This window comes from Cupriavidus sp. 01L43, assembly GCF_056399925.1.
On record NZ_JBFTSH010000025.1, the window covers coordinates 39,649 to 52,559 of the forward strand.

At 68.6% G+C, this 12,911-nt stretch carries 12 protein-coding genes; 2 read left to right on the forward strand and 10 right to left on the reverse strand.

Annotated elements, in window-relative coordinates:
- Positions 1–30 precede the first annotated feature (30 nt).
- Positions 31–894, reverse strand: a complete 864-nt coding sequence (locus tag AC1DP9_RS26845) for a polysaccharide deacetylase family protein (protein WP_255371001.1) — start codon at positions 892–894, stop codon at positions 31–33.
- Between the two features lie 372 nt (positions 895–1,266).
- Between AC1DP9_RS26845 and AC1DP9_RS26850 the strand changes: the two genes are divergently transcribed.
- On the forward strand, positions 1,267–1,977 hold the full coding sequence (locus tag AC1DP9_RS26850) for a DUF3047 domain-containing protein (protein WP_177220022.1): 711 nt from the start codon (positions 1,267–1,269) through the stop codon (positions 1,975–1,977).
- Here the strand turns inward: AC1DP9_RS26850 and AC1DP9_RS26855 are convergent.
- Positions 1,974–2,732: a lipoate--protein ligase family protein gene (locus AC1DP9_RS26855; RefSeq protein ID WP_477108978.1), complete on the reverse strand. Its 759-nt coding sequence runs from the start codon at positions 2,730–2,732 to the stop codon at positions 1,974–1,976. The genes AC1DP9_RS26850 and AC1DP9_RS26855 overlap by 4 nt on opposite strands.
- A gap of 137 nt (positions 2,733–2,869) precedes the next feature.
- Here AC1DP9_RS26855 and AC1DP9_RS26860 point away from each other — a divergent pair, with 137 nt between their 5' ends.
- Complete coding sequence (locus tag AC1DP9_RS26860; protein ID WP_477108979.1) at positions 2,870–4,432, forward strand: methyl-accepting chemotaxis protein; 1,563 nt, start codon at positions 2,870–2,872, stop codon at positions 4,430–4,432.
- Positions 4,433–4,501: 69 nt separating this feature from the next.
- Here the strand turns inward: AC1DP9_RS26860 and AC1DP9_RS26865 are convergent, their stop codons facing one another.
- The 8 genes from AC1DP9_RS26865 to AC1DP9_RS26900 all read right to left on the reverse strand — a co-directional run.
- Positions 4,502–5,518, reverse strand: coding sequence for an LLM class flavin-dependent oxidoreductase (locus AC1DP9_RS26865; protein ID WP_092301599.1), 1,017 nt, complete (start codon positions 5,516–5,518; stop codon positions 4,502–4,504).
- 146 nt (positions 5,519–5,664) lie between these two features.
- A complete protein-coding gene (locus AC1DP9_RS26870) occupies positions 5,665–8,400 on the reverse strand; it encodes a hypothetical protein (RefSeq protein ID WP_477108980.1) in 2,736 nt (911 codons plus the stop codon).
- Positions 8,401–8,472: 72 nt separating this feature from the next.
- Positions 8,473–9,459, reverse strand: a complete 987-nt coding sequence (locus tag AC1DP9_RS26875; protein WP_092301593.1) for a DedA family protein/thiosulfate sulfurtransferase GlpE — start codon at positions 9,457–9,459, stop codon at positions 8,473–8,475.
- A gap of 120 nt (positions 9,460–9,579) precedes the next feature.
- A complete protein-coding gene (locus AC1DP9_RS26880) occupies positions 9,580–9,993 on the reverse strand; it encodes an Hpt domain-containing protein (protein ID WP_441593701.1) in 414 nt (137 codons plus the stop codon).
- 20 nt (positions 9,994–10,013) lie between these two features.
- Complete coding sequence (locus AC1DP9_RS26885; RefSeq protein ID WP_092301587.1) at positions 10,014–10,673, reverse strand: response regulator transcription factor; 660 nt, start codon at positions 10,671–10,673, stop codon at positions 10,014–10,016.
- Between the two features lie 340 nt (positions 10,674–11,013).
- Positions 11,014–11,835, reverse strand: coding sequence for a hypothetical protein (locus tag AC1DP9_RS26890; RefSeq protein WP_092301584.1), 822 nt, complete (start codon positions 11,833–11,835; stop codon positions 11,014–11,016).
- Positions 11,836–12,225: 390 nt separating this feature from the next.
- Positions 12,226–12,615 (reverse strand): OsmC family protein, encoded by a 390-nt coding sequence (locus AC1DP9_RS26895; protein ID WP_092301581.1) that lies wholly within the window; start codon positions 12,613–12,615, stop codon positions 12,226–12,228.
- Between the two features lie 99 nt (positions 12,616–12,714).
- Positions 12,715–12,911: hypothetical protein (locus AC1DP9_RS26900; protein WP_477108981.1), on the reverse strand; the 197-nt coding region annotated here is incomplete at its 5' end.

Here is a 12,911-nt window from a genome sequence, read left to right on the forward strand (position 1 = left end):
CCGATTGGGCCCTGCCGGAGCAGGCGCCGGTCAGGGCCAGCTTTGCCGCGCGTAGTCGCCGTCCCTGGCACGCACCAAAGCGGCGCGTTCGGCGGCGCGGGCGTCGGTATAGAAGGGCGGGTCGGCCAGCGGCAGGCCGTTCTCGCGCGCGGCATCGACGAGGATCTGGAGGTACTCGGTCATGTGCGACGCCGTGTAGTCGTTGGTGTCATGAAAGCTCACCACCACCGGCACCACGCCGTTCACCGGCTGGAGCCGCCGCGCGCCGATGGCCGCGCGCACCTGCTCCAGCTCGCTCACCATATGGGAGCGCCGCCGCAGGCTGATGTGCCAGCCGTAGATCTTGCCGTCGCGCGCGTTGGCGTCGGCCATGAGCATGCCCAGGCCCAGTCCCTGGTAGACGCCCCGCGTCTCATCGTTATAGGCCCAGTTGGGCGGCCGCACCAGTTGTGCCACGTGGCGGCACTGGGCGGCGATGTCCGCCTCGCCCGCGCGCAGCGACGCCGCCAGCTCGGTCGGCGCCAGCTTGGTATGGGAGACATGGCCCTCCACCACGCCGCTGTGCACGGCGAGCAGGTGGCCGGCGGCGCAGGTGTCGCGCATCTGGGCGCGCCCGGCCGCGCCGCCGCCCCGGCGCGGATGCGCGGTCTGGACGAAGAAGATGGCCTTGATGCCGGGCGCGATCGGGTTGTCGGCCAACTGGCGCAGGATCAGCGGCGTGCTGCCATCCGGGCCGGCGTCCGGGCCATCGTCGAATGTCAGCAGGAAGCGCAGCGGCGGCAGTTTGGCGGTGGGTTTGGCGAACGCCACCGGCGTGACGGCGGCAGGCGGCTCCGGGGTCTCGGACGCCGGGAAGGTGCCGTCGGCCAGCACGGACACGGGCGCGGCCAACATCAGGACCGCGGACAACAGGGATCGAACGACAGCAGCACGCATGCGGGAATCAGGGGAGCGGAGATGACGGCGCGCGGCCAGACCCGCACCGCGCGAGGCAGCACGATACCACCGGCCTGCGGCCCGGCCGTGGCCCAGTTTGTAAGCAGGTATGTGAAGTGGCGGATGCGGTACTTGTGGCGAGGGCGCGCCAGATCCTGTCAGCGTCCGTCCGAAGCCGATTTCGGCCTACGCCGCACGGTGCCGGCCGGCGGCGCTTTCTACAATGGACTGAGCAGTCCATGCGAATGATCTGAATTTCACCCGTCACCATAACAAAAGGCGGTCACGATGCGCGCCCCGGTCCTTCGTCTTACTCGTCCGATATTGCCGATGCTCGCCGCCATGGTGGCGGCCTCGGCCATGACCCTTGCCACGGCGGCCCGTGCCGACGACCCCGGCGTTGCCTTCTCCGCCAGCCGGCCCGGCGGCGCGCTGCCGGAGGGCTGGCAGAACAAGCCCGTGGTCAGCGGCAAGGCCCTCACGCGCTACGCGCTGGTGGCCGACCAGGGCACCACGGTGCTCGAGGCCGATGCCACCGGCGCGGCCTCCGGCCTGATCCACGCTGGCGACTTCGACCTCGCGGCCACGCCGGTGGTGCAATGGCGCTGGAAGGTGGCCGGCCCGATCCCGGACGCCGACAACCGCGACGCCAAGCGCGAGGACGCCCCCGCCCGGCTGGTGTTCTTCTTCGACGGCGAAAGCAGCAACCTGTCGATTGGCGAGCGCGCCGGCATGGCCATCTCGGGCGCGGTCGGCGACAAGCTGCCCTACGCCACGCTGATGTATATCTGGACCAACAGCGCGCCGGTGGGCACGGTCATCGCCAATCCGCATACCAACCGGGTGCAGATGATCGTGGTGGGCGGCGCGGCCGATGCCGGCAAATGGCAGAAGCTGCGCCGCAATGTGAGTGCGGACTTCCAGAAGGTCTTCCGCGAAAAGCCCGGCAAGCTGCTGGGCTATGGCCTGATGACCGATACCGACAACACCGGCGCCAACGCGCGCGCCTGGTACGGCGACATCCGCTTCACGGCGCGCTAGGCGCCCGGCGGCGGCGTGCGGGCGATGGCGGCGCGGATCGCCTCGGCCACGCGCGGCGTCAGTTGGGGATCGTCCTCGATGCCGGCCGCCTCGCGCACGCTGACCACCTTGGCCGGGTCGTAGTGCCGGCCGCTCCCGATGGCCGCCTCGAACGCATTGGCGCGGGCATTGATCTCGACCGGGTCCGCGCTCACCAGCAGGATGGCGTGCGCCAGCACCAGATGGCGCTGGCCATCGTCCGATTGCGCGGCGGCCGGCGCGCGGCGCCAGTACTGCGCGGTGCCGGCGATCTTGCGCGCTGCATCGCCCGGCCCCCAGGCCAGGTTGTAGCGCCCGTCGCAGAACGACCCTTCCACCGCCTGCCAGTGGGTTTCCACGCCCAGCTGGCGCAGCCCGTCCGCCAGCACATCGCACAGGTGGATATAGACGGGCTCCATCCACGTAGCCGCGCCCTTCGGCACCGCGTAGGCCAGGCTCACGTTCAGGATGCCCGGCCCCTGCGGCACCAGCCCGCCGCCCGACATGCGCAGCCAGACCGGGCAGCCCCGGGCGGCAAAGTCCGCGCGGGCGGCCTCGATGCCGGGCTGGCGCAGGTAGCTGCGCGGAATCACCAGTGACAGCGGCGCCTCCCACAACTGCGCCACCGGGCCGCGCAGGGCGGCGTGGTCCAGCAGCGCCAGTTCGCCCTGCAGCGGATCGGCCTCGGCGGGGTCTGGATCGATGAAGGCGAAGGTGGCGGACGGCTGAGCGGTCATGGCAGGGGGCTCCAGGTGGACAGTGCGGCGCAATTTTCCCGATCATCGCCCATCTTGGCCCCCTGGTGCTAACGGAAGCTAAGGGAATGTGGCTGCGGCGTCGTTAATCCCAGGGAATTCCCAACAGCCTCCCGATCATGAACCGTCTCACTCTGAACACCAAACTCTGGGCGGCGCTTGCCGTCATGTGGCTGCTGCTGCTCGCGCTCGGCACCTGGAACGCCTTCCACACCAGGTCCGTGATGATGGGCGAGCGGCGCGAGAGCCTGCAGTCGCTGGTCGCCACCGGCGAGGGCATCGTCAAGCTGTACGCGGCGCGTGCCGCCAAGGGCCAGATGTCGAAGGAAGACGCCCAGACCGCCGCCAAGGACGCGCTGCGCGCGATGCGTTTCGGCCAGAACGGCTACCTGTTCATCATCGATTCCAAGCCGCAGGTGATCCTGAACCCGGGCCTGCCGCAGACGGAAGGCAACCAGGTCGGCGAGTTCAAGGACCCGGATGGTGTCTACGTCTACCGCGCCATCCTGGAAGGCGCGCGCCGCACCACGGGCCCCGAGGCCGGTTTCTCGACCTACCGTGGCCGCCTGCCCGGCACCGAAAACCCGCAGCGCAAGCTGACCTATGGCCGCTACGTGGCGGACTGGGACTGGTTCGTGGCCACCGGCGTGTTCCTGGTCGATGTGGAAGACGCGTTCCGCGCCAACCTGATCAACGCCCTCGTCAGCACGCTGCTGATTGGCGCGCTGATCGCGGCGGTGATGCTCTGGCTGATGCGCACCGTCAAGCGCAGCCTCGGCGGCGAGCCGGCCTACGCGGTGGAAGCGGTCACGCGCATCGCCGGCGGCGACCTGACCGTGCCGGTGACCGTGCGCGCTGGCGACGAGCAGAGCGTGCTGGCCGCCATGCAGCGCATGCAGACCCGCCTGGCGGGCACGCTGGGCGAGATTCGTGGCGCGGCGGGTTCCATCGCCACGGCCACGGACCAGATCTCGGCGGGCAATACCGATCTCTCCCAGCGCACCGAAGAGCAGGCTTCGGCACTTGAGCAGACCGCGTCGAGCATGGAAGAGCTGACCGGCATCGTGCGCCAGAACGCGGACAACGCGCGGCAGGCCAGCGCGCTGGCCGTGAATGCCTCGGACATTGCCAATCGTGGCGGCGAGGTGGTCAGCGAGGTGGTGGCGACGATGGGCGAGATCAACAACGCCTCGCGCCAGATCGTCGACATCATCGGCGTGATCGAAGGCATCGCCTTCCAGACCAACATCCTGGCCCTGAACGCGGCCGTGGAAGCGGCCCGGGCCGGCGAGCAGGGCCGGGGCTTCGCCGTGGTGGCGGGCGAGGTGCGCAGTCTGGCCCAGCGCAGCGCCAACGCCGCGAAGGAGATCAAGACGCTGATCGACAACTCGGTGGCGCAGGTGGACAACGGCTCGGTGCTGGTGGCCAAGGCCGGCGAGACCATGCACGAGGTGGTGGGTGCGGTGCGCCGCGTGACGGACATCATGGGCGAGATCAGCGCGGCTTCCGCCGAGCAGAGCACCGGCATCGAGCAGGTGGGCCAGGCCGTGACGCAGATGGACTCGGTGACGCAGCAGAACGCGGCACTGGTCGAGGAAGCGGCTGCCGCCGCCCATTCGCTGGCCGAGCAGGCCCAGTCGATGATGCGCGCGGTGTCGGCGTTCCGGCTGGCGACGGCCTGATCGATCCTGCTCGTACGCAAACAAAAACCGCGGCCTTGGCCGCGGTTTTTGCTTTCTGGCGCTGACGGTTCAGGCCAGTTGCGTGGGCGAGAGCGACAGGGCGCGCACCGCCTTCGCGGCAATCTCGAACGACTTGAGCCGCGCCGCGTGATCGTAGATCTGGCCGGTCAGCATCAGTTCGTCGGGGCGCAGGTCATCCACGAAACGTTGCAGGCCGTCGCGCACGGCGGCGGGGTCGCCCACGACCGAGACGGCCAGCGAGCGGCGGATGTGGTCGGCCTCGCTGGCGTCCCAGAGCAGGTCCATGTTGTCCACGGGCGGCTTGAGCTGGCCCGGCGTGCCGCGCACCAGTGCCAGGAACTGCTGCTGGAGCGACGAGAACAGCCGGCGCGCCTCGTCACCGGTGTCGGCGGCGAACACGTTGACGCCGAGCATCACGTGCGGGCGATCGAGCTGTTCGGACGGGCGGAAGGTGCGCCGGTACAGGTCCACGGCCTGGCGCATGAAGCCGGGCGCGAAGTGCGACGCGAACGCAAACGGCAGCCCCATCGCGGCGGACAATTGCGCGCTGAACAGGCTCGATCCGAGCAGCCACAGCGGCACCTTCAGGCCCGCGCCGGGCACCGCGCGCAGGCGCTGGCCCGGGCGCACCTCATCGAAATAGGCCTGCAGTTCTTCCACATCCTGCGGGAAGGTGTCGGCGCTGTCGTGGCTGAGCTGGCGGCGCAGCGCGCGCGCCGTGGCCTGGTCGGAGCCGGGCGCGCGGCCCAGCCCGAGGTCGATGCGGCCCGGATACAGCGCAGCCAGCGTGCCGAACTGCTCGGCAATCACCAGCGGCGAGTGGTTCGGCAGCATCACGCCGCCCGAGCCGACGCGGATGGTGGACGTGCCATTCGCCACGTAGCCGATCAGCACGGACGTGGCTGCGCTGGCAATGCCGGGCATGTTGTGATGCTCGGCCAGCCAGAAGCGGCGATAGCCAAGGCGTTCGGCGTGCTGCGCCAGGTCCAGCGTGTTGCGCATGGCCTGGCCGGCATCGCTGCCTTCCACGATCGGTGAAAGGTCGAGCAGGGAATACGGAATCATGGATGCGGGGCGCGGCCGGGGTGACCGGCGCGCCATGTGGAGACGGGAACGGGGCTATGGTAGTCACGTGCGCCGAATCGTGCTGGCGCCCGCCGAGTAGCCCTGCTAACCGTGGGGCTACGCGCGTTACCCGAACAGCCGCTGCGCTAGGTGAACAGCCGCTGCGCTACGGGCCCCTGGGCAATGCGCCGGCCGATGTCGAACCCCAGCGCGCGGTAGCTCTCCCACTGTGCTTCATCGAAGAACTGGTCGGCGGTGCCTTGCTGCGGGAAGTCGCGATGGACGGCGCCGTACTGGCGCACATCGGCCGGCGCGGTGGGCGTGAGGCGCGGCTTCAGCAGGATGATGCGGGTGACTGGCGGGGCGTCCGGGGCGCCGCCCTGGCCGGCCACGAAGGCATTGAGCAGCAGCCCGACCTTCATTCGGCTCTCCGGGCTGGCATCGGCGGCAAAGTCATCCATGGTGCCGAACACGGTCTTGAGCACGGGGTCGCTCGCGGCGGCGGTGTCCACCACGATTTCGAGTCCGAAGTCGATGCGGGCCAGCCGGATCAGGTTGGCGAGATCCTTGAAGCGGTAGTCGGCGTCGCAGCCGCAGTCGCACAGCACGATCAGCGCTACGCGGCGCTCCGGGCGCAGCAGTTCATAGACGGCGGTGTTCTCGAAATGGCCGCCATCGGACAGGTACTGCCAGCCCCGCCGCGTGCCGTGAAAGCGCGCGGCGAGTTCGCACCCGAGGTAGTACTGCGTGCGGAACAGGCCGGTCAGCACGCCGAGCGTGGGCCGCGCGCGCCCCGCCGCGCCGCGCCGGCGCATGGGGGCGTGCCCGCTGCCAGCATCCAGCCGCGATGGCCACCAGACGCCGAGCCGCAGGTTGGCGAACCCCATCAGCAGCGAGGTGCCCAGCGTGGAGGCGCGGCCGAGACCGGTGGAGATGGCGGCGCCCGAGATCGCCACCCAGTCGCCCACGGTGCGTGCGTGGGCCATCTCGCCGGGATGACGGCGGAAGGTGCGTTCCTGCGACATCGCGCAGCAAGGCCGCCCATCGACGCTGAATCGCACGTAGGTATCGGCGGGCAATTGCTGCGGGGCGCCCGGCTGGGCCAGCGCGGGGCCCGGCGAGACGCACAGCGGCTTGCCCTTGCGGTCGCGCTGCACGAGCTGCTCGGCCGGATCGACGGTCAGGTTCAGCGTGACGTTGATCAGGTGCAGCGGCGCCAGCACGCGGGGATCGTAATAGTCGTTGAGGCTCAGGGCGTCGTCCGGGGCGGGCTCGGCCACGCTGAAGCGCTGCCGCGCGTCCGGGCTGCCCGCCGTGGCGGTGAAGCGGTTGCCGTTGGAGGCACCCAGATAGGCGCGCGTGAGCCGGGAGGCGTAGAACGACTGGAGCGTGGACAGGTTCAGGAAGCCCGCGAAGCGCCCCACCACCATCGCCATGACCAGCGCGAGCCCCGTCAGCACGGCCAGCGCGGGCGTGGTCCAGGCCTTGCCGAAGACGAGCCAGTCGACCGGCTCGCCGCCATCCCACCGCACCCAGAGCACGATCCACGACCAGAGCACGAAGACGAGCAATGCCAGCACGGCCGCCAGCGCCCCGGCCAGCAGCGAGACGGGCAGGCGGTTCAGCATCGCGCGCCAGGACGAATCGCCGGCGCCCTTGTGGCCGTTATCGAGCAGATTGGCGCCATAGCGGACCAGCCAGACCAGCACGCCCAGCGTGCCGGCCGGGCCGAGCGCGCCCCACGGATGCACGGTCAGATAGCTATAGAGATAGCAGGTGCGCGCGGCGGTATCGGCAAGGCCCAGCGCGGCCAGCGCGCCGGTGACCCCCATCGCCGTGCGCAGCGCCCGCGTGGCGCGCACGCGGAACATGGTCACCGAGCGCGGGGCCGGCATCACCATGACCAGGCAGGACGCCACGCCCAGCCAGGCCAGGATGCCGATGGCGAAGCAGGCGTAGGCCAGCCGTGGCGACGGCTGCAGCTGCTGGAACCACCACGCGGTGGCCAGGAAGGCCGCGCCGATCAGCGCCGCGAGCAGCACGGCGTTGTTCAGCACTCGTACGGGCTGGCGCGGGTCGTCCGAACGCGGGTAGACCAGCCAGAACGCGATGCCGGGGGGCACGGCGAACAGCAGCGCGGAGGCCACCGGCAGCCAGAGCAAGGGGCTCCACCAGATGGCCAGCCGTTCCTCGTAGAACGCCAGGCGCGCGGCGTGGAGCAGGTCCATCTCGTTGCGGGCGAGTCCGTGCCATGCGCCCGTGGCCAGGTGCAGCCCCAGCGCCAGCGCGGCCAGTAGCACCAGTAGTGCGCTGCCAATCACATATTGCATGGCCAGCCAGTTGCGCACCACCACGGCGGCGGCGTAGAGGTTGTCGCCCGCGCCGGTGGGGGTGAGGTAGCGGCCGTTCTCGCGCAGCCACGCCACGGCGGCCCGGCCCGGGGTCTCGGCATAGGAGACCGAGGTGTGGATGCGGCCCGGCGGTTCGTATTGCATCGTCCGGTAGGCATCCTGCGCGGCCTGCACGGCGCTGGTGCCGCGCCGCAGCCGTCCGGGCACGAACAGGCTGACGAAGAACGCGCCAAGGTAGCCGCCGCCGCTGACGGTGGAGAGATAGTCGAACTGGGCCAGCAGCGACTGGGTGCCGGCGACAGTGGGGGAGGGCGGGGTGTCGAGGGGCGTCCGGGCGGGCGTCTGGGCGGGATTCGGCGCTTCGGCCATCGCCTGCATCACGCCGAGGCAGAACGTGGCGCTGCGGATGCCGCCGCCGGAGAGGGCGAGCGCGTAGGTCTGGCCGGCGCTGTGCCGGGGAATATCGAGCATGCGCCGGCGGTGCGCCACGCGCGCGGCTTCATCGTCCCAACCCGGGTCTTCGCCTGGCATGCCGCCCTCCCTGCACAATGGCCTGCGCCAAGTATAGGAAGCGGCGGTTGCTCCGGGGGTACGGCGGGTGGATTAGTGCGCGGAGGCCTGCTTGGCGGGGTCGGCCGCGTCGTTGCTGGCCTCATCGGCCGGGGTCGACAAGGCGCCCTGCAGGCGCTTCCATTCGTCGAACCCGCCCGCCAGCGCCCAGGTGTGGCGGTAGCCCGCCACACGCAGCCGCTCCGCCAGCACGGCGGCGGACATCTCATGGGGGCAGGCGCAGTAGATCACGATGTCATGTTCGGGCGAATGCTCGCCCAGCGTTTCCAGCGGCGCGTGCAGCTCCATGACCAGCGCGCCGGGAATGCGCTCGATGGGGGCGACGCCATGCGCGCGCACGTCCACCACCAGCGGCGGCGCGCCCGTCGAGCGGCGCGATTCCAACTCCATCACCGTCATCCGCGGAATCCGGCCCGTGCGGCGCAGCATGCGCCAGCGCAGCCAGAAGCGCCAGGCAATGAACAGCGCGAAGGCGCCGCCGGCGATCAGCACGGCGATATGCCCGTAGGTGCTGAAGGCGGCCAGGATCGTATCGACGAAATCGCTGAACACCACGCCCGCCAGCAGCGCCCCGCCGGCCCAGACCAGCGCGCCGAGGGCGTCGTAGAACAGGAAGGTCATGAACGGCGTGGAAGTCATGCCGGCCATGGCCGTCGAGAGCGCGCCGGCGCCGGGCAGCAGCTTGGCGAAGACGAGCGAGCGCGGGCCCACGCGCAGGTAGAGCGACTGGGTCTGCCGGATGCAGGTGTCGGGGGAGAGGGAGACGCGGCAGATCGTGCGCAGCATCGGCTGGCCCAGCCGCTTGCCGGCGAAGTACCACGCCGTATCGGCGATCAGGCAGGCGGAGATCACCGCGAACAGCACGGCGCCAATCGAAGGACCGGACTCCTGCATCGACAGCGCACCCGCCACGAACATCATCGGATAGGCCGGCACCGGCAGGCCGGCCTGCTCGGCCAGCACGCTCAGGAACACCAGGGACAGCCCGTGGCTGTCCAGCAAGGCCTGCAAATCACCCACGACATGTCTCCCGCCAGAAAAAGGGTCCGGCGCGAAAAGAAGGGGGCGGCCGGATGGACCCACAGTGTGCCAGTGCCACCGGCGCCTTGCACTGCCATGATGTAGGCAGGGTCATCAAATTCACTGAATGTGGCTGGACGGCGACGTATCTTCGGCCGGATCGGGATGGCAGGCGGGGGGCGCGGCAGCCTGCAGGGCGATCAGCGCGTCGTTGAATTCGGTCACGATGGCGACATAGCGCGGCAGTAGCGCGTCGATCACGGCAGGCTTGCCCTGCCGCGCCGCGGACTCCAGCGACTTGCCCGCCGCCACCAGCGTCGGGCAGCGGGACAGCGCAGCGCTCCCCTTGATGCGGTGCACGGTGCGCTGCACGCCGGTCCAGTCCCGCATCGCCACCGTCCGCTGCAGGTTGGCCATGTCCGCCTCGTTGGTCTCGATCAGCCGGGCGAGCAGCATCCGGTAGAGCACGGGGTCATCCCGCGCCGCGTTGGCCACTGCCGCGCCCATGGCTTCGCGTTCGGCGCGGGGCAACACGCGGCGGGCCCCGGCGCGGGTCACGGGGTGAGCTGGCAACGTCGGGCGAAATCGACCAGATCGACCAGGGATTCGGCACGCAGCTTGGCCATGATGCGCGCCTTGTAACTGCTGACGGTCTTGTTGCTGATGAACAGCGCGTTGCCGATGATCTTGTTGCTCATGCCGCGTGCCAGCATGCGCAGGATGACGACCTCCTTGTCCGACAGCTTGCGCAGGCCTTCATCGTCGCTGACCATGCGGGACTCGTGCGAGGGGTCGCTGAACGTGACGGCCGTGGCGGGATTGGCGCTCGCGCCGTTCGGGAACACGGTAAAGCCGCCGAGCACGCTTTCCACGCAGCGGACGATGGCATCCATGTCCTGCGTCTTGCTGATGAAGCCCTGCGCGCCGGCCTGGTAGGCGCGCGCGGCGAACGGCGTGGGATTCTGGGCGGTCAGGATCAGGATACGCACGGCCGGATGGAGCGCGCGCATGCGTGGCGTGGCATCGAGCCCGCTCATGCGGGGGATGTCGAGGTCGAGTACGACGAGGTCGGGCTTATGTCGACGCACGGCCTCGATGGCGCTCTGGCCGTTGTCGGCTTCCAGCAGTACATTCACGCCCAGCAACTGGGAGAGATGGGCGCGCATGGCAAGCCGCAGCGCGGGGTGATCGTCGACGATCAGGATGGTGGTCATGCGTTACTGCCTTGTGGCCGTGCCGCGTGGGCGGCTGGCCAGGGGTCATCACTGACTGGGCAGTATATGGAGATAGCGTCGCTTAATTTGTGGGAAATTTCCGCAATCGCTGCGTGAAATTTCCCCATTTGCGCCGCATTAGATCCAGATCATGTTCGCGTGACATTTTATGTCACTCATAGGCTACGGACCATCCCAAAAAAAATAGCGGCCCTCCACCAACATGGGGGGCCGCAAATCGGGAATGCGAGGAGGTCAGAATCCTCAAGAAGTGTTATCGGCACATGGGGGCGCCGCTGATCCCTACTTAGGTGGGGCCAGCATCACACTGCAGCCGGTATCAGGCGATCAGCCGATCCGGCTGGTTGGCCGGCCCCGTGGCGGCACGCACGCGGCGCACGCCGGCTTCCATCTCCGCGTGCGCGGCGTCCAGCCACGCGATGCGGTGGCGCACGGGATCATTGGGCGACAGGTCGTTGGCGGTTATCTCGCGCAGGAAATACCGCACCATGCTGCCGGCGCGCGCGGGCACCGGCATCATCCCCAGCATCTGGCCCCGATCGATCAGACCTAGCCCGGCGGCATGCCGCAGCCCCGCCCACGCCGTGCGCCCCAGTCCTATAAAGAGTGCCTGCCGATGGCACTGCCCGAGCCGCGCGAGGAACAGCGACTCGAAGACGGCGCGGAGCATGGGCACATCGAGCAGTTCGTCGAGCGGGCCGTCGAATGCGAGCCCGCGTCGCGTGGTGGCATGGGGCAGCAGCGCAAGCGGCTGGATGGCGTCGAACCCATCGTTCCACAAGGCTGCCGCATGGGGTTGCCCGATCAGCTCGGGCACGCGGAAGTGGTCGAGCATGCGGATCAGGTTGGGCCGCACGAGCCGCCCGCCCAGTTCCACACGCCGCTTGTTCTCGCGCTGGATGCTCCGCCCGGGCGTATGCGCGAGCAGCAGTTCCTCCGTGACCGATGCGGCGAGCCGCACGTGGGTGTGGCCCGGCGTGGTGCTGACCAGCACCAGGCGCGCATCGGCGTTCCGATGTTCGAACGGCACGTAAGCCATGGTGTACGTCCCGTCCTGATCCACCATCACGGGTTTGTCCGCGATGGCTCGCGCGCCGCCGCGTCGGATGCGCGCGCAATACTCTTCGATGTAGTTCGCCAAGATGTCCCCGCTCCAATGCTTCCCTGCTGCTGGCTGCCATGTCTTGTTTTGGCTTCATGTTAAGCCGCAGTACATGGCCACGAAAGCGCCCAAGTGGCGTTCGGAGCGCGTTACAACACAGGCTTGGTTGGCGAGCGAACCAATGAGACGAGGGAGCCCTACGTATGAGGGATGCGTTTCGCGCTTGGGATGTGGATCGCGCTGTAGGACAACGTTGCGCGACAGGTGGGTCAGGATGATGACGGCGGGATCGGCCTTTGGGGCCGCCAGCAAAAAAGGCCGGACACGAGTCGTGTCCGGTAACCCATTTGCTGACTCAGGTCGTGTCAGAAACCCGAGAACTCAAATGATAACCATTATCATTTGTCGAGTCAATGAATGGCGGTGCCTTTAGGCGGTCAGCGTGGTTTCGATCGAAATCTGGGCGGACAGGGATTTGTGCACCGGGCACTTGTTTGCCACGCGCAGCAGATCCTCGCGCACGTTCGGCGGCAGCTCTCCATCGATCTTGACGGTGCGGATCATCTTGTAGGTGCCGGGCGCCTCTTCGTGCCGCACCGAGACGTGCACCTCGCGTAGGTCATAGCCCTTGCGCTTGGCGTACACCTGGAGCGTGAGCGTGGTGCACGCGGCCAGCGCGGAGTCGAGCAGGTCATGGGGGTTAGGGAGCGACGGGTCGCCTGCAGGGGCGTCCAGGTCCGCGCGCCAGGTGGCGGTCTCGTTGCGCAGGTCGCAGGCGCTCGCGCCGGAGGCGGCCAGCCAGGTTGCTTCAATGGTCATGGATGAGTGTCCTCTGGAGATGGGAGGGCGGGAACCGGTCCCGGATTGATGATTCTATATATAGGGGCCCGACATCGCGCTGGTGAGGTGCCGTAATCGTCATTTCCAGAAAAATCTGAAATTTTGATGACAAACCCCTTGCCAGCCTGCGTTGGCTCCCTTAATATTCGCCCCCTCGCAACACAAACCGCGCTGCAAACGCAGCAGCGACAAGGGTTGTGGGGTTGATGGGGTGGTCGGGCTGAGGAGTTTTACAGCGCTGACCGCAGCGAAAAAAACTTCGCTGACCTGTTGAC